19 protein-coding genes are annotated in these 23261 nt (G+C 43.4%); 10 read left to right on the top strand and 9 right to left on the bottom strand.

From position 1 onward, the window contains the following. Positions 1-108 precede the first annotated feature (108 nt). A complete protein-coding gene (locus tag EDD59_RS07380) occupies positions 109-819 on the top strand; it encodes a DNA/RNA non-specific endonuclease (protein WP_132380504.1) in 711 nt (236 codons plus the stop codon). A 31-nt stretch (positions 820-850) separates the two neighbouring features. Here EDD59_RS07380 and EDD59_RS07375 read toward each other — a convergent pair whose 3' ends face one another. From EDD59_RS07375 to EDD59_RS07360, 4 genes are all read right to left on the bottom strand, one after another. After that, positions 851-2584, bottom strand: coding sequence for an ammonium transporter (locus EDD59_RS07375; protein ID WP_330571974.1), 1734 nt, complete (start codon positions 2582-2584; stop codon positions 851-853). Between the two features lie 393 nt (positions 2585-2977). Further along, positions 2978-3553, bottom strand: coding sequence for an ATP-binding cassette domain-containing protein (locus EDD59_RS07370; RefSeq protein ID WP_132380502.1), 576 nt, complete (start codon positions 3551-3553; stop codon positions 2978-2980). Positions 3554-3556: 3 nt separating this feature from the next. Then, on the bottom strand, positions 3557-4330 hold the full coding sequence (locus EDD59_RS07365; RefSeq protein ID WP_132380499.1) for an ABC transporter permease: 774 nt from the start codon (positions 4328-4330) through the stop codon (positions 3557-3559). After that, positions 4308-5366 carry an ABC transporter substrate-binding protein gene (locus EDD59_RS07360; protein ID WP_132380614.1) on the bottom strand — a complete coding sequence of 353 codons (1059 nt, stop codon included), beginning with the start codon at positions 5364-5366 and terminating at the stop codon, positions 4308-4310. The genes EDD59_RS07365 and EDD59_RS07360 overlap by 23 nt, the downstream gene beginning before the upstream one ends. Positions 5367-5736: 370 nt before the next feature. Here EDD59_RS07360 and EDD59_RS07355 point away from each other — a divergent pair, with 370 nt between their 5' ends. Next, the gene (locus tag EDD59_RS07355; RefSeq protein WP_132380497.1) at positions 5737-7125 is read left to right on the top strand and encodes a D-alanyl-D-alanine carboxypeptidase family protein; all 1389 of its coding nucleotides are present in this window, start codon (positions 5737-5739) and stop codon (positions 7123-7125) included. Positions 7126-7147: 22 nt separating this feature from the next. Here the strand turns inward: EDD59_RS07355 and EDD59_RS07350 are convergent, their stop codons facing one another. Then, entirely contained in the window at positions 7148-8341 is a 1194-nt protein-coding gene (locus EDD59_RS07350; RefSeq protein ID WP_132380495.1) for an AfsR/SARP family transcriptional regulator, read from the bottom strand. Between the two features lie 515 nt (positions 8342-8856). Between EDD59_RS07350 and ileS the strand changes: the two genes are divergently transcribed. The 6 genes from ileS (at position 8857) to EDD59_RS07320 (ending at position 17566) form a co-directional block, all read left to right on the top strand. Next, positions 8857-12012 carry an isoleucine--tRNA ligase gene (gene ileS, locus EDD59_RS07345; protein ID WP_132380493.1) on the top strand — a complete coding sequence of 1052 codons (3156 nt, stop codon included), beginning with the start codon at positions 8857-8859 and terminating at the stop codon, positions 12010-12012. A gap of 2 nt (positions 12013-12014) precedes the next feature. Continuing rightward, complete coding sequence (locus tag EDD59_RS07340; RefSeq protein WP_330571972.1) at positions 12015-14492, top strand: glycogen/starch/alpha-glucan phosphorylase; 2478 nt, start codon at positions 12015-12017, stop codon at positions 14490-14492. A 9-nt stretch (positions 14493-14501) separates the two neighbouring features. Further along, on the top strand, positions 14502-15335 hold the full coding sequence (locus EDD59_RS07335; protein ID WP_132380489.1) for an RNA-binding protein: 834 nt from the start codon (positions 14502-14504) through the stop codon (positions 15333-15335). A 117-nt stretch (positions 15336-15452) separates the two neighbouring features. After that, positions 15453-16442: a SpoIID/LytB domain-containing protein gene (locus EDD59_RS07330; protein ID WP_132380487.1), complete on the top strand. Its 990-nt coding sequence runs from the start codon at positions 15453-15455 to the stop codon at positions 16440-16442. A 42-nt stretch (positions 16443-16484) separates the two neighbouring features. After that, the gene (locus EDD59_RS07325; RefSeq protein ID WP_132380485.1) at positions 16485-17234 is read left to right on the top strand and encodes a M23 family metallopeptidase; all 750 of its coding nucleotides are present in this window, start codon (positions 16485-16487) and stop codon (positions 17232-17234) included. A gap of 80 nt (positions 17235-17314) precedes the next feature. After that, positions 17315-17566 carry a GIY-YIG nuclease family protein gene (locus tag EDD59_RS07320; RefSeq protein ID WP_132380483.1) on the top strand — a complete coding sequence of 84 codons (252 nt, stop codon included), beginning with the start codon at positions 17315-17317 and terminating at the stop codon, positions 17564-17566. Positions 17567-17646: 80 nt separating this feature from the next. Here EDD59_RS07320 and rbr read toward each other — a convergent pair whose 3' ends face one another. The 4 genes from rbr to EDD59_RS07300 form a co-directional block, all read right to left on the bottom strand. Beyond that, a complete protein-coding gene (rbr, locus tag EDD59_RS07315; protein WP_132380481.1) occupies positions 17647-18183 on the bottom strand; it encodes a rubrerythrin in 537 nt (178 codons plus the stop codon). A gap of 66 nt (positions 18184-18249) precedes the next feature. Continuing rightward, complete coding sequence (locus EDD59_RS07310) at positions 18250-18792, bottom strand: NADH peroxidase (protein ID WP_132380479.1); 543 nt, start codon at positions 18790-18792, stop codon at positions 18250-18252. Between the two features lie 104 nt (positions 18793-18896). Next, positions 18897-19298 carry a Fur family transcriptional regulator gene (locus EDD59_RS07305; protein ID WP_132380477.1) on the bottom strand — a complete coding sequence of 134 codons (402 nt, stop codon included), beginning with the start codon at positions 19296-19298 and terminating at the stop codon, positions 18897-18899. 385 nt (positions 19299-19683) lie between these two features. After that, the gene (locus tag EDD59_RS07300; protein WP_132380475.1) at positions 19684-20082 is read right to left on the bottom strand and encodes a Fur family transcriptional regulator; all 399 of its coding nucleotides are present in this window, start codon (positions 20080-20082) and stop codon (positions 19684-19686) included. Between the two features lie 783 nt (positions 20083-20865). Between EDD59_RS07300 and EDD59_RS07295 the strand changes: the two genes are divergently transcribed. Next, entirely contained in the window at positions 20866-21972 is a 1107-nt protein-coding gene (locus tag EDD59_RS07295) for a C40 family peptidase (protein ID WP_132380473.1), read from the top strand. An 841-nt stretch (positions 21973-22813) separates the two neighbouring features. Beyond that, complete coding sequence (locus tag EDD59_RS07290; protein WP_132380471.1) at positions 22814-23023, top strand: DUF1858 domain-containing protein; 210 nt, start codon at positions 22814-22816, stop codon at positions 23021-23023. Positions 23024-23261: the final 238 nt, after the last annotated feature.

Below are 23261 nucleotides of genomic sequence, written 5' to 3'. Positions count from 1 at the left end.
TATATTGTTTTCAAAGGTTGGACGCTTAAATGCGTAGTTCATAATAAAATGAAAGAAACAGGGGGAATATAGTTACAGTAAGTTAATGTTACAACTGGGAGTAGTAGAATGCGGGAAAAGAAAACATTAAAGAAAAAGTCTATAAAAGTATTTATTTTATTATTGCTAGTATTAATAGACTCAATTGTATTTAATCCTGTTTCTAACCAATCAACAGGCACGGATTCTGTGCAGGCCTTCAATAACATAAAGATACAAAGTAATAAAGGCTCAATAAAGTATAACGGTGTGACATACAAAATTATTGAGGTCGATGGCGGCGATTTGTCAGGAAAAAGGCAACTAAAGGCTGCGGTGGATGTTGGTTATGGAGATAGAACATATTGGGCGTTTACAAATGGATACGGACAATTGATTAATGTAATTGCAGATAAGATTATTTTACAAGATGAGTCAAAGGAGCCTGTTAATACAGCCGGAAGATATTTTGACGATGAAGCAAAAGTGCCCGGTACCGAGCGGAAAGATTTAGATGAAGGACATGTTATAGCAGACTCTCTTGGCGGAGTAGCTAATGCATATAACATTACTCCACAAAACAGAATATTAAACAGACATGGAAATCAAGCATACATGGAAAAAGGGATAAGAGCTGCCGGCGGCTGCAAGCGCTTTGTTGCTACAATCACCTATCCTAATACAACAACCCAAATCCCATCCCACTATCATTTTGAATATATTCTTAATGGCAAAAATGTAATAAATGACTTTGATAATATTAATCCAGATGAAGCAAATAGCGCTATGCAACGCCAATAACATGGCAGGGCAGCCCTTTTTTTAATTATTTTTAAATCTCATCCTGTAAAGCACTATATCCTTCTTCACCAGTACGGATCTTGACGGCATTCTCCACATTGCTGATGAAAATCTTGCCGTCACCGTAATTGCCGGTGTAGAGTGCCTTTTTGGCAGCGGCTACCAGGGCGGGAACTGGTGTTTTGCATACGACGATATCTACCTTTATCTTCGGCAGCAGGTTGGTTTCGACCGGGTTGCCGCGGTAATACTCGCGGGCATGACCTTTTTGCATACCAAAGCCCAGTACATTGGTAACAGTCAGGCCGGTAATGCCAATGGCATCAAGCTCGGTCTGCAGCTTATGTAACTTGCCGGGGGCGGTTACAATGGAAACTTTAGTAATCTTGGCACCGGTGTCCGCAGTGTTGATGACTTTAACCGCTTCGTCAGAAGGTACACTCTCTTGGGGAACACTGACAGCAATGACTTCCTCACCGTCGGCCAACGTTTCCACAGCCGGGGCAAACCCGGGGTAGGCTTCGTTGCCGTGCTCGCCGATATCCAGACCTTCCAGTTCCTCTTTCGCAGTCACGCGAATACCTATGGTCTTTTTTAATATTTGCCAGACCAGGATTGAGGTCAAAAAGCCAAAGACGGCTACAGACACAACACCTAAAATCTGTACACCTAAAAGCTTAAAGCCGCCGCCATAGAACAAGCCATTGGCGGGAGAGAGTGTGGTAACCCCTTCCTTAGCAAACAGGCCGACCGCAATAGTGCCCAAAAAACCATTAACCAGGTGCACCGAAGTAGCACCGACCGGGTCGTCTACTTTTAACCTGTCAAACATCATAACCGCAAAAACGACAATGACACCGCCTATAGCGCCTAAAAGCATGGAAACAGGAATGCTGACGTACGCAGCCCCAGGGGTAATGATGACCAGCCCAGCCAAACATCCGTTGATGGTCATACCCAAATCAGGTTTGCCGATTTTAATCCAACTGGTGGCGGTAGAAGCCAAAATAGCTATAATGGCTGCCGTGTTGGTGGTCAGGAGTACATGTGCCACATCACCTGGTTCGGCAAAACTCAAGGTGGAGCCAGGGTTGAAACCAAACCAGCCCAGCCAGAGCACAAAAACGCCAATGACCGCCAGGCTCATGTTATGCCCGGGAATGGCTTTGGGTTTGCCGTCCTTTCCATATTTGCCGATGCGGGGTCCTAAAGCCATAGCACCGGCTAAAGCAGCTATACCACCCAAACCATGTACGACAGCGCCGCCTGCAAAATCTTGAAAGCCGATATCGGCCAGCCAGCCGCCGCCCCAGATCCAATGCCCGACAATTGGGTAGATAAAGAGGGTTAAGACAAACGAGAAAATGATAAAGGAGATGTATTTTACGCGCTCGGCCACGGCACCGGACACAATAGTAGCTGCAGTGCCGCAGAACACCAACTGCCAGAAAAACTTAATCCAAAAGGTAATTGGTGAGCCCAGGAGAATAGTTTCCTCATTGGTATACCATTCCGGAATCTTACCTAAGATCCAGAGATTGTCGGTGCCGACAAAGGGGTTGTCGCTGCCGAACATCAAACCAAAACCTAAAAGCATAAAGCCTAGGGAAGATACTGCAAAAACAATAAAGTTTTTGCTCAAAATGTTGACGGTGTTTTTGGCTCTGGCCATACCAGCCTCAACCGAGGCAAAGCCTAAGTTCATCCAGAACACCAGGAAGGCCGCCAAGGCCACCCAGAAGCTGTCAATGATAACTTGTGACATAATCAATTCCTCCTCTTTAAAATAATAAGTTCCCGGAATCTGCAGTCCTTATTTCATAAGGCACTTCAACCCCTATATTAAAAATCACCTGTTTTTTCACCAAAAACACTTGACAAATCTATAAAAGTTTGTGGCGAAGCCAGTTGAATACATTATTTTTCAACTGGAGGCAATTTCTAATGTTACCTTTGTTTTCTGTCTTTTCATCATGGAAAAAAAGAAAGACAAGGGTGCTTGAAACAGTAAGTTTCAGCACCCTTGCCTTTAAAACATTTATAATACATTGCCATTGTTTTGTCAAGAAGATTTCACTTGAGCCGGTAAAATTTAGTAACAGTTACTCCAAGCAGCACCAGTACTCTTCTTTTCTCATTAATGATTCGAAAAATTGTTTTACCACGAGATTAACCCGCTTGCTGCCATAGCTTTTGCCTCTGACAAATCATGGGTAACCAGCAAAACAGTACGCTCTCTGCATAGACGGCAGGTCACTGCCATGACCTGCCGCTTTGTCTCGGCATCCAGTCCTTTGAAGGGTTCATCCAGAAACAGGATATCCCACTCTGCCAACAGGGCACGCAAAATAGCAACCCTGCGCCGCATCCCTCCGGAAAGCTCAGCGGCGGCCTGGTGTTCGCAGTCAAATAGCTTCATCTCATGCATAGCTTCTAAAATCTGTATATAGGACAAGGAAGGATTGGTCAGACGAATATTAGCAATTGGATTTAAATTCTCACACAGCCGATCTTCCTGAAAAACAGCACTTTTTTGAAGGCCCTCCATGCCGGAAATGTACCCGCTGTCTACCTGTTCCAGTCCCATAAGGATGCGGAGCAGGGTGGTTTTCCCCTGCCCGGAGGAGGCCATAAGGGCGGTAGTTTCCCCCTGTGGAATGTTCATAGATAACTCCTGCAGGACAGTTTTTTCATCAAAGGATTTACAGACTTTGTATAATACAATAGGCTCCATATATTACATTCGCTCCAATCTCCCGGCAATTTTTTTTAACAGCAGTAAAAACAGCCGTTCAAATGTCAGGCTCACCAGCACAATAACAAGAGTCCAGGCAAACAGCTCCGGGGTGTCTAAATATACCTTTGCCTGCTGAAGCCGCTCGCCGATAGAACCTTTTGGCATCCCTATTACTTCCGCTGCTATACCGGACTTCCAACACAATCCAAGCGAAATTGTGCAGCCGGATCGGAAGAAAGGCATGACCTGGGGGACATAGATATAACGGATTCGGCGGATTACCGGCAGCCGAAAGACCTGTGCCATTTCCAACAGCTGATTATCAACAGAGCAGATACCATCCAGCACGTTGGTATAGATTACAGGCAGTACCATAAGGAAGGAAATCAGGGTGGCCAGGTTGTGCGAAGAAAACCAAATCAGGGCAAGGATGATAAAAGAGGCCACAGGAACACTCTTAATGGCCAGCATAACAGGTTCCAGCAGCTCTCGAATGTGCCGGAACCGGTATGCAGACACTGCCAGAAGAATTCCCGCACAGGCTGCCAAAATAAATCCTCCAATAATCCGAAGCAGTGAAAAGAAAATGGAATACCAAAAGAATTCCGTGAAAATCAATTCTCCTAGCCGCTGTATGACCTGCAATGGCGATACCAGCAGAATATCGTTAGCTACAGCAATGCTGACAAGCTGCCAGATAATCAGCCAGAACAGCACCGCCCAGATTCGGATTCCCCGTAACCGGCTTCTGTCACCGTGCATAATAGAAGTCATCTGCAGGAAGCTCCCCGCCTACAGCGGCAGGATTCTGCTCCAGCAGTACAGTCAGGTAGCCGGACAGCTTTTCCTTTAGTTTGGCGCCGTCCAGAAATGTAATATTACATGCAGGGAGTGCTTTTTCTGCAACCGCTGCAGGGACAATATCATACTTCCCTGCCAGCTGGGCAGCCTCAGCCACACTGGTGTTCACAAATTCCACGGAGGACCGATAGTGATCCATGAAAGCGCTTACTGCTCCGGGATTTATTTCAACAAACTCCCTCCGGGCTACAACGACACCGGTTATAAGAGCAGAAGGCTTGTCATTGTTCTCCTGGAGTGTATCCCATTCTTTGTTCAGGTCAAGAGCCACTCTAATAGACTTGCTTTTAATCTGGGCTGTGGTTACAAAGGGCTGCGGCAGCATGGCGATTGCATTTTCCTCTGCCATCAGTGCAGCCAGGCACTCTGCGTGCTCACTCTTCCATTCAATATTCACATCAGCTGCAGGATCAATGTTGTTTTTCGTTAAAATATAATTAAGTGCATATTCGGGTGTAGCACCTTTACCGCTGGCATAAATAGTTTTCCCGCGCAGATCCTCAATGGATGCAACTGTCCCGCCACTTTCTACAATATAGAGAATTCCCAGTGTGTTAATGGCCAGAACCTCTATACCGCCCTTCGTATTATTGTATAAAACAGAAGATAAATTGGCAGGTACGGCAGCAATATCAATCTCGCCCTGCACCAGCTTGGGGGTAACTTCGTCCACCGCGGCGGCAATCGTAAAATTATAGTGATTGTCGGTCAGTGCACCGCTGTCGGACTGAGACATGAATTGCACCATGCCCATAGCTGTGGGTCCTTTCAATGCCATAATATTTACATCAACAGGCTCTGCCGCGGACGCTTCTATCTCCGAGGCGGAGGCCTTTCCCTCAGAGGTGGAAGCGGGTTTTGGGGCAGACTTCGCAGATGTAAAAGAACAGCCCGCCAGCAGGGCTGCGGAAAGGAACAGGACATATAACATGGATAAAAACTTTTTCATCATAAATTTTCCTTTCTGATTGAAGTCTATTTTGTTAAAACCATTATAGTTAACCTGATTTTATATGTCAAATTCATATGGCTGAACTGTTACTATACTGGATAAAAGATTCAAGAAAGGATTCGTATATTTTCCGGTAAAGGTGTATACTTTATTGTAACTAATTATTTGATACCAGGGTCAAAAGGTCATGCGTTTCATGCTTGCATGAAAAAGCATGACTTTGGAACCCGTAAAACATGAGAAAGTAGCCCGAATAGGGCGGATTTCGAATGTTTTTAGGATTGCGGGAGCACAAAGTGCGGAGCAATCCGTAGGTATCAGGGGGCAAAATACCTTTTGACCCCTACATCATTATTTGGAGGACATCATGAGGGGAAAACGGATATTATTTTTTATTATGGCCGCTGCAGTACTGATTCTTCACCCTGCCGCAGTATATGCAGAAGACGCAGAGCCGCAGGAAAAGACAGAGGAAGAGCTTGCGGCCCAGGAGGAGAAAGAGAAGGCGGATTCTTATGTGACGGACGTCGATACAAATAAACTTGCCGGCTGGCCCCAGGGTCCTCAGGTTTATGCAGATTCAGCCGTAGTGATGGATATGGAAAGCGGTGCTGTTCTGTTTGAGAAAAACGGGGATAAACAACACTGTCCGGCCAGCATTACAAAGCTTTTGACCACACTGGTCGCAGTGGAGAATGCAGAATTAACAGATAAAGTAAAGTTTACAGAGGACAGCATATCCTTCTTACAGTATGATGATGCTCAGATCGGTATGCAGGCAGGAGAGGAGCTTAATCTTGATGATGCTCTGCATGCAGTGCTTCTGGCATCTGCAAATGAAGTTTCACATGCGGTCGCCGAGAATGTAGGTGCGCAGAGGCTGGGTGGTAATTATGACACCTTTATACAAAAAATGAACGAAAGAGCTACTGAGCTTGGCTGCACAAATTCTCATTGGGTGAATGCAAATGGTCTCCACGATGACCAGCACTATACGACAGCACATGATATGGCTCTGATTGCATCAGCCGTGTATCAGCAGGAAGAGTTCAGAAAAATTATGGGGACACTGGAATATAAGATAGGTCCCACGAACCTGACCAAAGAGGAACGGATCTTTCAGCAGAATCACAAAATGCTGTGGCCGGAGAACTACTATTATTACAAATATTGCACCGGAGGGAAAACTGGTTATACAGACCAGGCAAAGACTACTCTGGTAACAATGGCGGATAACGGGAAAATGCATCTGGCAGCAGTTGTACTTTATGATTATGGGGTAGATGCCTACACGGACACAAAAGCGATGCTTGACTATGTTTTTGACAATTTTGAAAAAGTACCAGTAAAAGACAAGGAAACATCTGGAGACATAGGACACTTCAGCGATCCTGAGGGTTATGTGGTACTGCCTGAAGGAATAGATTTTTCACAGCTTGAAAAAAACATAATTTTAACGGGAGATGGAATTCGCAATGGAAAGGTTACTTATACTTATAAAGGGCAAAATGTAGGAAGCACAGCTGTTATTCTGACAGAGGAAGGATACGGCAAGCTGGCGGGAAAAGCTGTCGTGGTAAAAAATGAAAATGCAGGCAGCAAACAAGAAGATACTTCTAAGGATAACCCTACGGAACCTGCAGACAGTGGGAAATCAAAGCTCTATATAGCCACGGGAGCAGCGGTGATATTTTTGATATTGCTTGGCACGGTATTATTGTATAGCAGAAAGAAAAAAGGACAGCACAGAAGGTAAAGAAGTACTGTCCTCTTAGTGTTTATTCGATGACCTTCCAGTCAATATCAATCAGGATATCAGTATCGTGGTTTATTACTTTGAAGGCCTTCAATATGCGCTGGGAAATGAGATTTAAATTACTGTCGTCCATCACTGTCAGTATAACGGAATACTGTGTAAGTGAGGTTCTGGTAAAAACGTCATTTTTTCTCAGATTAACAGAAAGAATCCGATACAGGTCGTTCATGATTTCTTTTGTTTTTACAGAATCAGGTATACTTTCCTTTTTGGCAGGAAGCAATGTCAGCAGCAGCAGGTAGTATTTGGCTTCTGACCGCTTTGCCGACCTGGCATTCAGTTGGTATATATTCTTAAATATGTCTAAATTGCAGTAAAAAGTCTTGTCAGCCTCGCCGTCATCTTCAAGGGTCACTTCGAGTTCATCAATGCTGCACTCTGTATTGGGCAGGCGCGCCAGAATCTCCTGATGGATGTCTCTGAATGAGTCACTGATATCGGTTCCATACTTGGAAGAAAAGAGGTCAAGAGCCGTGTGGTAATATTCCAGGGCAGTCTTAATAGAATTAACCCCCAGGTAAGACAACATCTTGTAGCGGTAAAAGCCTTCTTTCTCTGGATAGAGAATAATAAGCTTATCACATAAAGAAATGGCCTCATCATAGTGGGACCTGGTATAGAGATATTCGCACATGCTGAGTGCACAGTTAATATACATATTCTTATAATAAGTGTAACGGTACTGCACCCATTCCACGGCTGTGAGGTTGGAGAGAAATTCTCCTGTGTGCAGGCGGTTCATCCGGTAATAATATCGGAATTGCCTTTCCGGGTCTGTTTCCTGGCGCGCCAGATTATTGTAGTTCTCAAAATCTACAATATCAATTTGGCAGTATAAATCGGGATTCCAGTAATAAGCATCCTGGGTAAATTTAATGTAGTCGATATCTTTATCCGGGTACAGACACTGCAGTTCCTTTCTTGCTCTATACACAAGGTTCCGGAGGGCGCCCACCGGCTCCTTGTCTTTTTCTTCGGGCCAGAGCATGGACATCAGGACCTCTTTCGGGACTTTCGTGTCCTGATTTGCTACGAGGTAAGATATCAATAGGGCAAGCTGTGTGCTGTTGTGTGAACTCGGCGCATACTCGTAATAAGGGCTTGATATTGAAAATTCATTAAAAAAGCGGATACGAAGATCATGTTTTCTTCTCATGCAATGATTCTCCTTAATAGTATTTGATTATAACAGTTCAGTCATGCGAATTTAACAAGGACGGTGCCCTTAGGGTAAAGTCGAGTTGATTGGCTGAACTGTTACATATGAGATGATTATATCACACAAAAAATCTATAGTTCAACAAATATCGTCCAATTTCTGTAGAATGCCTTGACTATTGAAAGGTGTTTTCATATAATATTTTCATATAGACGTATGTATAAAGAAAAAGTTTTGACGAAGACAGTAGGATATATCTGAAAATCACAGCGAGCCGGGAGGGGTGGAAGCCCGGTATGAATAAGGTGTTTCTGAAGATCACTTCCGAGCCGCAGCCTGCGAACCGACAGTAGGGGCTGACGGGTTTCCTCCGTTATGGGAACGCATATAAAGGGCCGGCTTTGGGCCTTGAGTATGTTGTAACAGGTGGTATAAATGCAAGCTAAGGCTTTCGTCCTATTACAGGACGGAGGTCTTTTACTTTATCAGAATCAGAAAGGGAAAGGATAGCTATGTATAAGAAAGTTTCTACAGATATGAATTTTGTTGGGCGTGAGAAAGAAGTTGAGAAGTTCTGGGCCGACAATGATATTTTCCAGAAGAGTATGGATGAAAGAGAAGGGGCGCCGGAGTACACTTTCTATGATGGACCTCCTACCGCCAATGGCAAGCCTCACATCGGCCATGTGCTGACACGTGTTATCAAAGATATGATTCCAAGATACCGGACAATGAAAGGGTATATGGTTCCCCGTAAGGCCGGCTGGGATACTCACGGCCTTCCCGTGGAGCTGGAAGTGGAAAAAGCTCTGGGGCTGGATGGCAAGGAGCAGATTGAGGAATATGGACTGGAGCCTTTTATTGACAAATGTAAGGAGAGCGTGTGGAAATATAAAGGTATGTGGGAGGATTTTTCCAGCACAGTTGGTTTCTGGGCGGATATGGAACACCCATATGTGACATATGATAATAATTTTATTGAGTCTGAATGGTGGGCACTGAAAACAGTTTGGGATAAAGAGCTACTATATAAAGGCTTTAAAGTCGTACCCTACTGCCCTCGCTGTGGGACTCCTCTTTCTGCCCAGGAGGTTGCCCAGGGGTATAAGGATGTAAAGGAACGATCCGCAATCGTAAGATTTAAAGTAAAAGACGAGGATGCATATATCCTGGCATGGACCACGACTCCTTGGACACTGCCTTCCAACCTGGGACTTTGCGTAAATCCGGATGAGGATTATGTAAGGGTAAAGGCAGCAGATGGATATGTATATTATATTGCCCAGGCACTTACTGATACCGTACTTGGAAAGCTGGCAGATGATGGAAAAGCTGCATATGAAGTTCTTGAAACCTATAGAGGAAAAGACCTGGAATATAAGGAATATGAGCCACTGTTCCAATGTGCGGCAGATGCTGCCAAAAAGCAAAATAAAAAAGCCTTCTTTGTGACGTGTGACACCTATGTAACATTGACAGATGGTACCGGAATTGTCCACATTGCACCGGCATTTGGTGAGGATGATGCCAAAGTAGGAAGACAGTATAATTTGCCTTTTGTGCAGTTAGTGGATGAAAAAGGACTGATGGGAGAAACTACTCCCTTTGCCGGTATTTTTGTAAAGAAGGCAGATCCATTGGTGCTAAAGGACCTGGAAGAACGGGAGCTCCTCTTTGATGCACCAAAGTTTGAGCACAGCTATCCTCACTGCTGGAGATGTGACACTCCTCTGATTTACTATGCCCGTGAATCCTGGTTTATCAAGATGACGGCGGTGAAGGAGGATTTGATTGCCAACAACAATACGATTAACTGGATTCCAGAGAATATCGGAAAAGGGCGTTTTGGCGACTGGCTGGAAAATGTGCAGGACTGGGGAATCAGCCGCAACCGCTATTGGGGAACTCCTTTGAATATCTGGGAGTGCCCCTGCGGGCATCAGCATTCTGTCGGCAGCATTGAAGAATTAAAGTCTATGTCCGATAACTGTCCTGAGGACATTGAGCTTCACCGTCCGTACATCGATGAAGTTACCATTAAGTGCCCGGAGTGCGGGGGTGAGATGCACCGCGTTCCGGAAGTAATTGACTGCTGGTTTGACAGTGGTTCTATGCCCTTTGCACAGCATCACTATCCATTTGAAAACAAGGATCTGTTCGAGCAGCAATTCCCTGCAGACTTTATCTCCGAGGCTGTGGACCAGACAAGAGGCTGGTTCTATTCTCTGCTGGCAATATCTACGCTGCTGTTTAACAAGGCGCCGTATAAGAATGTAATCGTGTTGGGCCATGTCCAGGATGAAAACGGGCAGAAAATGAGTAAGTCCAAGGGAAATGCGGTAGATCCTTTCGACGCACTGGAACAATATGGTGCAGATGCAATCCGTTGGTATTTCTATGTGAACAGTGCACCCTGGCTGCCCAACCGTTTTCACGGAAAGGCGGTGCAGGAAGGGCAGCGCAAATTTATGGGGACGTTATGGAACACCTATGCATTCTTTGTGTTGTATGCAAATATCGATGACTTTGATGCTACAAAATATAGTCTGGAGTACGATAAACTGAATGTTATGGATAAGTGGCTTCTGTCCCGTTTGAACACATTGGTAAAGTTGGTAGATGAGAACCTGGAAAATTACCGGATTCCGGAGAGTGCAAGGGCGCTTCAGGATTTTGTGGATGATATGAGCAACTGGTATGTGAGAAGGAGCCGTGAGCGTTTCTGGGCGAAAGGAATGGAGCAGGACAAAATCAATGCTTATATGACACTGTATACCACACTTGTGACGGTATCTAAGGCGGCTGCTCCCATGATACCATTTATGGCGGAAGAAATTTATCAGAATCTTGTGTGCAGCATTGACAGTGAGGCTTTGGAAAGTATCCATCTCTGTGATTTTCCGTCTGTTCATGAAGAGTATATCAACAAGGATTTGGAAGCGGATATGTCAAATGTCCTGAAACTTGTAGTCATGGGCCGGGCGTGCAGAAATACTGCGAACATCAAGAACCGTCAGCCAATCGGCCGGATGTTTGTGAAAGCGCCATTTGTTCTTACTGAGTTTTACAAGGAAATCGTGGCAGACGAATTAAACGTAAAAAATATTGAGTTTACAGAGGATGTAAGAGCGTTTACTTCCTATAGTTTTAAACCACAATTAAAGACAGTGGGTCCCAAATATGGTAAAATGTTAGGAAGCATCAAACCTGCTCTTAATAATCTGGATGGAAATGCGGCGATGGATGAGGTCAATGAAACAGGTTCATTAAAGCTGAACATCAATGACCAGGAAGTTACTTTATTTAAGGAAGACTTATTGATTGATACTGCTCAGATGGAAGGATATGTCTCCGAAAATGATAATGGAATTACCGTAGTTCTGGATACAAATCTAACGGAAGAGCTTTTGGAAGAAGGATTTGTGCGGGAAATTATCAGCAAGATTCAGACTATGCGTAAGGAGGCGGACTTCCAGGTCATGGATAAGATTAAAGTTACCTATACAGGAAGTGAGAAGGCAGAAAGTATCTTTGCAAAATATGGTGAAGAAATCAGAGGCGAAGTATTGGCAGACAAAATCATAAAAGCAGTTCCTGCCGGATATGTAAAGGAGTGGAAGGTGAATGGGGAAGCGGTTACAATGGGCGTAGAGAAGGAGGTGATGTGATATTGGCATACAGTAAACGCTTTGAGAAGGAAGCATTCAAAGAGATGGTAAAAGACAACGTAAAAATATTGTATCGGAAGACCATTGAAGAAGCCACATCCCAACAGATATTTCAGGCGGTGTCTTACGCGGTAAAAGACATTATTATTGATGACTGGCTGGCCACACAGGAGGAGTGCCGGAAAAAGGATGCAAAGATGGTATATTATATGTCCATGGAATTTCTCATGGGCCGTGCCCTGGGTAATAATCTGATTAATATGATGTCCTATAAAGAGGTTAGAGAAGCATTGGAAGACATGAACATCGACCTGAATGTGATAGAGGATCAGGAGCCGGACCCGGCTCTCGGAAACGGTGGACTTGGCCGTCTGGCTGCGTGTTTTCTGGATTCTCTGTCAACGTTGAATTACCATGCGTATGGGTGTGGAATCCGTTATCGGTATGGAATGTTCAAACAAAAAATAGAAAATGGATATCAGGTAGAAACCCCGGATGAATGGCTTAAGGAAGGAAATCCCTTTGAGATCCGCAGGGAAGAGTATGCGAAGGAAGTGCGTTTCGGAGGTGATATCCGTTTTGAGAAGGACCCTGAGACCGGAAAGGATATATTTATTCAGGAGAATTATGAATCTGTCCGGGCCATTCCTTATGATATGCCCATTGTGGGGTACGGCAACCATGTCGTGAATACGCTGCGCATCTGGGATGCGGAGGCCATTACGAACTTTTCATTAGCCTCCTTTGACAGAGGGGACTACCACAAGGCTGTGGAACAGGAAAACCTGGCAAAAATGATTGTAGATGTACTGTATCCTAATGACAATCATTATGCCGGCAAGGAGCTCCGGCTGAAACAGCAATATTTCTTTATTTCAGCCAGCCTGCAGGCTATGATTGCAAAATATAAAAAGCACCATGACGATATCAGGAAACTTCCTGAGAAAGTTGTGATTCAAATGAATGATACACATCCCACGGTGGCGATTCCTGAGCTGATGCGCCTTTTGATTGATGTGGAGGGATTGGATTGGGATGAAGCCTGGGATGTGACCACAAAGACCTGTGCTTATACGAACCACACGATTATGGCGGAGGCACTGGAGAAGTGGCCTGTAGATTTATTTTCAAGGCTGCTCCCCCGCATTTACCAGATTGTGCAGGAGATAGACCGCCGGTTTGTCAGCGAGGTACGTGCAAAGTATCCGGGAAATGAAGAAAAGGTTAAAAAAATGGCTATTCTCTGGGATAGCCAGGTGCACATGGCACGTATGGCAATTATCTCCGGTTTTTCTGTCAATGGTGTGGCAAAGCTTCACACTGAAATTTTAAAGCATCAGGAGTTGAAGGATTTCTACGAAATGATGCCGCAGAAGTTCAATAATAAAACAAATGGCATCACCCAGAGACGCTTTCTCCTTCACGGCAATCCGCTTCTTGCGGATTGGATCACGGGCAGAATCGGAGATGGGTGGATTACGGATCTGTCAAAGATCGGAAATCTGAAGGTCCTGGTAAATGATGAGCAGGCCAGAAGAGAGTTTATGCAGATTAAATATCAGAATAAAGTACGTCTGGCGGCATATATCAAAGAGCATAACGATATAGAGGTGGATTCGGAATCTATTTTTGATGTGCAGGTAAAACGTCTGCATGAATACAAGCGGCAGCTCCTGAACATTTTGCATATTATGTATCTGTATAACCAGATTAAAGAGCATCCGGAAATGTCATTTTATCCAAGAACCTTTATCTTTGGAGCCAAGGCTGCGGCCGGATACCAGAGAGCAAAAGAAACGATTAAGTTGATCAACTCTGTGGCAGAGGTCGTGAACAATGACAGAAGTATTAATGGGAAACTGAAAATCGTGTTTATAGAAGATTACAGGGTATCCAATGCAGAATTAATATTTGCGGCGGCAGACGTGAGTGAACAGATTTCCACTGCATCCAAAGAAGCATCAGGAACAAGTAACATGAAGTTCATGCTAAACGGTGTCCCCACACTGGGCACTATGGACGGTGCAAATGTGGAGATTGTGGAAGAAGTAGGAGAGAAGAATGCTTTTATCTTTGGGCTGTCCTCCGAAGAGGTCATTAATTACGAAAACAACGGAGGGTATAACCCGGTTGATATTTATTTTAATGACTGGGAGTTAAAGCGTGTAATTGATCAGCTTACGGATGGCACCTATTCGGACGGTGATCATAATATGTACCGGAATCTGTATAACTCCCTTCTTAATACACAGTGTACAAACAGGGCAGATACGTATTTTATTCTGAAAGATTTCCGATCCTACGCGGAGGCTCAGAAAAAGGTAGAAGAAGCATACAGGGATGATCACAGATGGTCCAAAATAGCACTCATGAATACCGCGTGCAGCGGAAAGTTTACATCCGACAGAACCATAGAAGAGTATGTAGAGGATATCTGGAAACTGGAAAAGGTGGCTGTACCATCGGGACAGCCGGATTAGGAGGTATTTATGTTTAATTCTTATAATTATGGAAATATAGATTCGGTAATGGCAGGTGTTCTGGCCATCTATATGATTATACTTGCACTTTGTTTTATCTTTTATATCATCAGCTATATATTTAAGGGGATTGGAATGTACACCATTGCAAAGCGCCAGGGGATGGACTCGCCGTGGCTTGCCTTCATTCCATTTGCAAGGACATATCTTCACGGTGAACTGGGCGGAAACATTACGCTGAAATTTAAAACTGTTAAAAATCCCGGAATATGGTTCCTTGCCCTGCCATTTATTGCCGGGGCAGTGAATTTTATATTCTATCTGCTCATTATTATTGTGGGATTTGGAACAGCATTTTCCAGTATATTTGATTTTCGCTCTTTTGAGGATTATTCTTATTCTTACGGACCTCAGGTAAGTTCAGGGGCCATACTGGGAATACTTGTTCTGGCAATCATCTGGGTTGTGGTGCTTGTTGTTTATGAAGCAATATATAAGGTGTTCGGGGTGCTTGTAAACCACCAGATTCTGGAAAAGTTTACAACAAAGAATATGTCTGTTGCGCATGCTGTACTGTGCAGTGTGATACCACTTTATGAATCTATCTGTCTCTTTGTGATGAGGAACAAAGACTTTAATCCGGGAATGGAGCCCGATCTGGGCGATTCCTTTGTAAGTCCCCTTCCTCCAATTCTTTTAGCTGACGAATCCGGAGCAGATTCAGATATAACTCCAGAAACGGACACATCATCCCAGCCGGATATGACAGCGGAACAGCATCAGGATGTACAGACGGATGGAGAAGAGACAAGAGATCAGGACAATACAGATATAACAGAATAACAAATTGTATGAGCGGTGCATAAATTCTTTCATGGCTCTCATATACTTAAAGGTGATAAAATTTCACTGTGTCTGGTGTACTGTCAAAGAGGCAGTACACCAGTAAGGAGGCTTTTTATGGGACAAAGGTATATGAAGCAGAAGTTTAAGATGGGCTGCTCATTTTTAATTATTTTAATATTGCTTCCCTATGTGGTCACCGTTTTTGTCAACGGAGGTGACATGAAAGCCGCGGGAAAGGAAGGCAGGGCCTTTGTACGGGTAAAAAACACATCAGCAGACAGCAAAGAAAAAGCGCTGGAGGTCCCCTGGGATGAGTATTTTACAGGGGTACTTGCAAAAGAAATGCCTGCAGCGTATGAGATGGAGGCACTGAAGGCCCAGGCTGTACTTATCAGAACTCATTTATACCAGATGTTGGATAGCAGTGAAGATAAGATTTTGGAGGACAGCTACTTAAGCTCAAAGGAATTGGAAAAAAAGTGGGGGGCAAAGAAATATGACACTTACCAGGCTAAGCTGAAGAAGGCTATGGATGAAACCTCAAATGAAGTGTTGTACTATAATGATACTTACGCCATGGTTCCGTTTCATCAGTCCAGCAATGGGAAAACAAGAAACGGCCAGGAAGTTCTGGGGAGTGCAGACTATCCCTATCTTGTTGTCAGGGACTGTCCGGAAGATAAAAAAGCAGAGGATGAGATGCATGTCTATAGCCTGGGATATAAGGAAATCCAGTCAAAATGCCAGCCGTTTTTAGTTGCTGTCGATAAAGAGAGCGCAGAAAAAACTTATCAATTCTCGGACTTTGAGATTCAGGAATATGACTCTGCGGGCTATGTGTCGAAGCTTAGGATTGGGGATACGGTCTGCTCAGGCGAGCAATTCCGTGAGGCCCTTTCTCTATCTTCCAGTTCATTTACTCTGCAGGAGGCAGATGGTGGACTTCGTATCACAACGGTGGGGGTCGGTCATGGCCTTGGGATGAGTCAGTGGACGGCAAATGAAATGGCAAAACAAGGAAAAAGTTATGAAGAAATTCTTCAAAATTTTTTTGAAGGCACGAATCTGACCGATGGCGGAGAAATATTTGCAAAAATAGAATAAGGCATCACTTTTCTGGCAAAAATATAGCCAGAGGTGATGAATATGAATAAAAATAACAACGAAAAGCCATTTTCACTAAAAGGAAAAGGCGCAGCAGTCGGCATCGTAATCTGCTTTGTTGCTGTAATTGTGATGGTAGGAGCATATACATTCAACAATTATGAAAAGAAAATGGATGCGCAGCTTGCGAAAGCCGAAGAAGAAACAGATGAGCTTACAAAAGAAAAAAGCGAGGCGACAACAACAAACGATATTGTCCTGCCTGAAGCAGAAGGTAATACATCCACAGAAAATGATACAGAAGACAGCGAAAACAGTACTCAGGATGATGCAGCAGCAGATGCCAATACAGCGGGAAGTGCAGCAGAAGTATATTTTGATGCGAACAGTCTGCTTACATGGCCGGCCAGTGGGGCTGTACTGATTAACTATAGTATGGACCAGACCGTGTATTTCTCCACGCTGGAGCAGTATAAATACAATCCGGCACTCGTTATAGGGGGAGAAGTAGGAGAAGTGATAGGTGCCTCTGCAGCAGGAATTGTGTCAAATATAGAGCAGACTGCCCAAACAGGAATTACGGTCACGCTGGACATGGGTAATGGATACAGCGCAGTGTATGGACAGCTAAAAGAAGTTCCACTGGAAATTGGCGACTATGTAGCTGCAGGAGAGACTGTGGGGTATATGAGTGAACCAACAAAATATTACAGTGTAGAAGGTCCAAATCTTTATTTTGAATTACTAAAGGATGGAAATCCGGTAAATCCAATGGATTTTATGGAATCATAATGACTTAGGGCGTAGCAGAAATTTTAATGTGCTATGCCCTATTTAATGGTATAATATGTGCGAAGGAGAAGACAGTGATTATGAATTATACATACATATTAAGATGTGGAGACGGAAGTTTGTATACCGGGTGGACGAATCATCTGGAGAAGCGGATCAGTGACCATAACCTGGGCAGGGGCGCAAAGTATACAAAAGCGCACAGGCCGGTGGAACTGGTATATTTTGAGACATTTAAGACAAAGGAAGAAGCGATGAAAAGAGAGTGCATTATAAAGAAAATGTCGCGTAGACAAAAGCTGCAGTTGGTGAATAAAAAGGAAAGCTTCTAGTGTGCTTATCTCATTGACTTTCAGCAAAAGATTAAAAAATGCGGTCCCCTTTACAGAGGTCCCGCATAGTTACCATTATTTTAATAGTTTTCTGCTTTTCTTTCAAAGTAGGCACGTGGATGAGCACAGACCGGACAAATTTCCGGAGCCTCGTTTCCTTCATATATGAATCCGCAGTTTCTGCATTTCCACCCGAGAGGAGCCTCATCCTTGAAAGTCTCACCGGCACGGAAATGTTCAAGAAGTTTGTTGTACCGTTTCTCGTGGGCAGCTTCTACTCTTGCCACTCCTTTGAATTTTACAGCTAGTTCTTTGAAGCCTTCTTCTTCTGCTTCTTTTGCCATGCGCTCATACATGTCTGTCCACTCATAATTCTCACCAGCGGCCGCATCTTCCAGATTGGCATCAACATCTCCGATTCCGTGGAATTCTTTGAACCAAAGTTTTGCATGTTCCTTCTCCTGATTAGCTGTTTCTAAGAAGATGTCGGAAATCTGCTCATAGCCTGCCTTCTTTGCAGCAGATGCATAAAAAGTATATTTATTGCGTGCCTGTGACTCGCCTGAGAATGCTTCCATAAGATTCTTTTCTGTTTTTGTTCCTTCGTACTTTGACATTGTAAATCCTCCTAGTATGTGTATTGCGTATAGTATAACAGTTTATCCTTTATGAATCAATGGAGATTAGCCAAAGTATCTCTTCAACAAGCCTTCAAAAGCTTTTCCGTGGCGTGCTTCGTCTCTTGCCATCTCATGTACTGTGTCGTGAATAGCGTCTAGGTTAGCAGCTTTTGCACGTTTTGCCAAATCAAATTTGCCTGCTGTTGCGCCGTTCTCTGCATCCACTCTCATTTGCAGGTTCTTCTTTGTACTGTCTGTTACAACCTCGCCCAATAATTCCGCAAACTTGGCAGCATGTTCTGCTTCTTCATAAGCAGCTTTTTCGTAGTACAGTCCGATTTCAGGATAACCTTCTCTGTGTGCAGCTCTTGCCATTGCAAGATACATGCCTACTTCTGAACATTCTCCCTCAAAATTAGCTCTTAAATCAGCCAGGATATCCTCACTCACACCCTGAGCAACACCTACAACATGTTCTGCAGCCCAAGTTTTCTCACCTGTTTGCTCTTTAAACTTCTCAGCGGGTGCGCCGCAGACAGGGCACTTCTCCGGTGCAGATTCTCCTTCGTAAACGTAGCCACAAACTGAACATACAAATTTTTTCATAGTTAAAGTCTCCTTCTCTCATATATTTTAGTTGTTTTGCTGCCGGCAGCACTTAAGGCTCCAGCGGTTTATATTAATATAGGAAGTGTGGTGTACTTTCTATATTAATTGCATAATTTGGAAATACAGTCACTGCATTTTCCATAAAAAGTAATGTTACTGGACTCTATCTTTCCGTCAAAATTTTGCGCTGCGGTTTTGTTGATTTCTTCTAACTCTTCTATATTAAAATCTAAATTTATAATTTTTCCACAGCTGGTGCAGAAAAAATGGTTATGCGGCGTAACAACTCCATCAAATCGATCGGCACTGCCTGGTAAAGTAATCTTAATTGCTTCCCCGATATCTGTAAGTAGATTCAAATTTCTGTATACAGTTGCCAGGCTGATATTGGGAAATTCCTTCTTTACATGTAAATAAATGGTATCAGCAGTTGGGTGCGCCTCGGTTGACATCAAATAGCTCTTAATAGCTTCACGCTGTCGGCTATATTTCAAAGCTGCCAATAGGAACCTCCTTTCAAAAACTAAAATAATAATAGTAATTGTTATCTATAAAAGAATATAATACATATTTAATGAAATGTCAATAGAGTTTTGAAAAATAAATAAAACTAAAGTAACAGTTCAGCTATCAGCTCGATTCTACCCCAAGGGTACCGTCCTTGTTAAACAACCACACTACGGTTGCTAACCAAGGACATGTGCTGCGCTTCATCTCGCTGTGGCAGAGCGCCATATGAATTTTCGGCAGCATATGCATACGAAAGCAAGCTTTCTCCTGCCTACGCTGTGGAAAATTCGCATGGCTGAACTGTTACAAACTAAAAAGCTCCCGAAACAAAATAGATTTTCGTTTTCGGGAGTTCTGTATCACTGGGAAATACATTGTTTAATTTTGCCTGGAAATACATTTACCACATTTACCATAAAACGCAATGCTGCTGGACTCTATTTTACCGTCAAAGTTTTCCGAGGCAGATGTATTAATTTCTTCTAATTTCTTTATGTCTAAATCTAAATCCAAGACTCTTCCACAGGTAGTGCAGAAAAAGTGATTATGGGGCAATGCGTTTCCGTCAAACCGATCGGCACCATCCGGCGAAGGAATTTTAAGTGCTTCGCCGATATCTGTCAGCAAATTCAAATTCCTGTAGACGGTTCCCAGACTAATATTAGGGAATTCTTCCTTTACATGGAGATAGACTATATCAGCGGTCGGGTGTTCTTTTGTTGCCATCAGATAATTTTTAATAGCTTCACGCTGCCGGCTATACTTTAATGCTGTCAATGTAGGCCTCCTTTCAAATTAAAACGAATATGTAACTATTCAGAACCAAGCAGAGAGAAAACCATAGGTTTTTGAGCTTAGTTTTGAATAGTTGCACGAATATTAGTAATCATATCTATTTAGAATATAATATATTTCTATGAAATGTCAATGGTATTTTAGAAAAAATATATATTATAATGTAGGGGGCAAAAGGTATTTTGCCCCCTGATACCTACGGATTGCTTCGCACTTTGTGCTCCCGCAATCCTAAAAACATTCGAAATCCGCCCTGCTCGGGCTACTTTCTCATGTTTTGCGGGTCCCAAAGTCATGCTTTTTCATGCAAGCATGAAACGCACGACCTTTTGACCCTGGTATCATATTAAGATGTTGGGGTCAAAAGGTATTTTGACCCTTGATACCTGCGGATTGCTCCGCACTTTGTGCTCCCGCAATCCTAAAAACATTCGAAATCCGCCCTATTCGGGCTACTTTCTCATGTTTTGCGGGTCCCAAAGTCATGCTTTTTCATGCAAGCATGAAACGCATGACCTTTTGACCCTGGTATCATATTAAGGAATACAATACAGAAAATGTTACAAAATATTTAACAAACGAATTAAATGATTACGTAAAAATAAAAAACAATATAGCTTATGTCGAAATGTGTAAGCTAAAAATCCTATAAAAATGGTTGACATACGGATATGAGATTGATATAATGGAAACGTAACAAACTTAACAATTATGTAATATTTAGAACTTCCTACAAAAGATGAAACATATATAAGGAGGTTTTATATGAAGACAGTAAGTGTAAAGCAGAAATTGATTCTTTCTGCTTTAACAGGAACGATTCTGATTTCGGGGAGTGTAATGACGGCCAGAGCAGAGGACAAGCCTTCTGAGGATACCCAGATCCTGCCGGTTGCAGGAATCGAATCGGTGCTAAAAGAATGTTACAAGGAGGATGTAAAAAATAACATTGATTTATATCTGGTACAAGATGACAAGGGTGAGTATTTAAATAGAGCGTTTTCTAATGTGAGTGATTATGTTTATATCAGAAGCGCTCCGGATGAAACAAGTGACTGGACAGGAAAACTGTACAGCAATTCAACAGCTGATGTACTGGAGTATAACGGCGACTGGACAAAAATTAGATCTGGTTCTGTAGAAGGATATGTACCCGCAGACAGCCTGTTTACAGGTAAAGAAGCCGAGGAACATGCAGGGGAATATGAACAGAATCAGGCCACAGTAACTGTAGATGTGTTAAATGTGCGGGATGGTCAGGATACCTCAGCCAGCATAATTACACAGATTACAGCGAATGAACAGTATGAGGTGACTGGTGAAGCAGTGAACGGCTGGTACCCGGTCGAAGTCGGAGAGACACCTGGATGGGTATATGGAGATTACGTAAATGTTCAGCAAAATTATGCCTATGCAGAATCCAAAGAAGAGGAGGAAAAGCGTGTAGCTGAGGAGAAAGCTGCCAGGGCTGCAGAGGAAGCCAAAAAGCAGCAGGAAGCCCAGAGGGCAGCAGCTATTCAGTCTCAGACCTCCAGTGGACAGGCCATCATTGATTATGCCTGTCAGTTTATAGGCAATCCTTATGTATGGGGAGGGACAAGCCTGACAGACGGTGCCGACTGCTCCGGATTTGTACAGGCGGTATATGCACACTTTGGAGTCGGCCTTCCACGTACCACCTGGGATATGGAATCCGTAGGTACTCCGGTAAGCTATGAAGAGGCGCTGCCGGGAGATATTATATTGTACGATGGCCATGTAGGTCTATATATGGGAGATGGCAATATTGTCAACGCGATGAATGAGGCAGATGGAATTGGAATTTGTAGTGCAACCTATACACCTATTATAACGGTCAGAAGAGTATTGTAGATTTTATAAAATATTGGGAATTATATTTAAAAGGGCAGAGATATCCACAAACAGCCCACGCAAGCTCGCTTGCTAAGGGGTGCTTGTGGATATTTTTATTCCCGCGGGCAACGAGCCAAATGGAAATGCTTGCATTTCCATTTGGCGACTGCCGCGAGGGTCAAAGACCCCGCAGCTTGCTGCGCTGCAAGTTTGATGCCCCGTCAGCTTGCTGCGGGGTCTTTGACTCGGATTTAGCTGAAGCAAAGTTAAACAGTCAGTTTTCCGATAAAATACCGCACTAAAGTCAAATTTGATTGACCTTGTCGGTTACTTCGGGTCATTCGACTTAAAGTGTAGTTTTTTATTAGACATTTTCCTCTTCTTTGGCGGGAAACAATCGATTTTTGCCGCTGATATGAAAAGGATGGCATATACAAAATGCACAAAAATGTAAAACTATGTCGAAAGTCGAAAAAGGGTAGTTTTCAACTTATCCACATTCAAAACCTGAAAAAACGTGGAAAAACCCAGATTTTGTAAAAGTTATTCACATTATCCACATAAAAACATGTGTTTTTGGTGGATTACTTTTATAAAAAAAAGAACGAACGTTTTGTTAAGTTATGATGAAATTGGTTTTTTGTCGAAAAAAAGCAGCAAAAAGATTGACTTTTAAGAAGTCAAAAAGTGAAAATAATTGTTCCGACAATTTGGTAAATAGGCCTGAGATATTCCATTTTTCTAAAATTACATAACAGTTCAGAAGGTCCAATGACTGTGATTTATACTTTCGATGGTTGATTATTTAAAAAATAGGGATTATAATAGAAAACATCTTATAACAAAGGAGGGAACAAAGATGGGACAGGTTACGAAAGACACCACCATTGGTGAATTATTGACAATATACCCTGATGCAGCACCAATCCTAATGGAAATTGGCATGCACTGCCTCGGCTGCCCGGCTTCACAGGTAGAATCTTTAGAAGAGGCCGCTATGGTACACGGTATGGATGCAGAACTACTTCTTGAGAAAATTAACGCTTCAATGCAAGCTGCTGGTATATAATCTTACAGAAGAAAGCCCCTCACTTCGTCAGAAGTGTGGGGTTTTCTTCATCTCAGGGACTGCCTCAGGCAGGCCCTGAGATAGCAGCAGGGCTGCGTAAGATTACGAGGAAGAAGCGGAGCGGATTCCGAGTATCCTCCCCTACAGAAGAAAGCCCCTCACTTCGTCAGAAGTGTGGGGTTTTCTTCATCTCAGGGACTGCCTCAGGCAGGCCCTGAGATAGCAGCAGGGCTGCGTA

Origin of the sequence: Muricomes intestini (genome assembly GCF_004346165.1) — a bacterium.
GTDB classification, from domain to species: Bacteria; Bacillota; Clostridia; order Lachnospirales; family Lachnospiraceae; genus Muricomes; species Muricomes intestini.
This window is presented reverse-complemented; position numbering and strand designations above follow the sequence as displayed.

What these genes read in the sequence shown, in the direction of transcription:
- EDD59_RS07325 (WP_132380485.1), top strand. Translation starts at nt 16,485, where the DNA reads ATGAATAAAAATAACAACGAAAAGCCATTTTCACTAAAAGGAAAAGGC.
- EDD59_RS07350 (WP_132380495.1), bottom strand. Translation starts at nt 8,341, where the DNA reads ATGAGAAGAAAACATGATCTTCGTATCCGCTTTTTTAATGAATTTTCA.
- ileS (WP_132380493.1), top strand. Translation starts at nt 8,857, where the DNA reads ATGTATAAGAAAGTTTCTACAGATATGAATTTTGTTGGGCGTGAGAAA.
- EDD59_RS07290 (WP_132380471.1), top strand. Translation starts at nt 22,814, where the DNA reads ATGGGACAGGTTACGAAAGACACCACCATTGGTGAATTATTGACAATA.
- EDD59_RS07320 (WP_132380483.1), top strand. Translation starts at nt 17,315, where the DNA reads ATGAATTATACATACATATTAAGATGTGGAGACGGAAGTTTGTATACC.
- EDD59_RS07310 (WP_132380479.1), bottom strand. Translation starts at nt 18,792, where the DNA reads ATGAAAAAATTTGTATGTTCAGTTTGTGGCTACGTTTACGAAGGAGAA.
- EDD59_RS07370 (WP_132380502.1), bottom strand. Translation starts at nt 3,553, where the DNA reads ATGGAGCCTATTGTATTATACAAAGTCTGTAAATCCTTTGATGAAAAA.
- EDD59_RS07355 (WP_132380497.1), top strand. Translation starts at nt 5,737, where the DNA reads ATGAGGGGAAAACGGATATTATTTTTTATTATGGCCGCTGCAGTACTG.
- rbr (WP_132380481.1), bottom strand. Translation starts at nt 18,183, where the DNA reads ATGTCAAAGTACGAAGGAACAAAAACAGAAAAGAATCTTATGGAAGCA.
- EDD59_RS07365 (WP_132380499.1), bottom strand. Translation starts at nt 4,330, where the DNA reads ATGACTTCTATTATGCACGGTGACAGAAGCCGGTTACGGGGAATCCGA.
- EDD59_RS07335 (WP_132380489.1), top strand. Translation starts at nt 14,502, where the DNA reads ATGTTTAATTCTTATAATTATGGAAATATAGATTCGGTAATGGCAGGT.
- EDD59_RS07295 (WP_132380473.1), top strand. Translation starts at nt 20,866, where the DNA reads ATGAAGACAGTAAGTGTAAAGCAGAAATTGATTCTTTCTGCTTTAACA.
- EDD59_RS07360 (WP_132380614.1), bottom strand. Translation starts at nt 5,366, where the DNA reads ATGAAAAAGTTTTTATCCATGTTATATGTCCTGTTCCTTTCCGCAGCC.
- EDD59_RS07330 (WP_132380487.1), top strand. Translation starts at nt 15,453, where the DNA reads ATGGGACAAAGGTATATGAAGCAGAAGTTTAAGATGGGCTGCTCATTT.
- EDD59_RS07380 (WP_132380504.1), top strand. Translation starts at nt 109, where the DNA reads ATGCGGGAAAAGAAAACATTAAAGAAAAAGTCTATAAAAGTATTTATT.
- EDD59_RS07375 (WP_330571974.1), bottom strand. Translation starts at nt 2,584, where the DNA reads ATGTCACAAGTTATCATTGACAGCTTCTGGGTGGCCTTGGCGGCCTTC.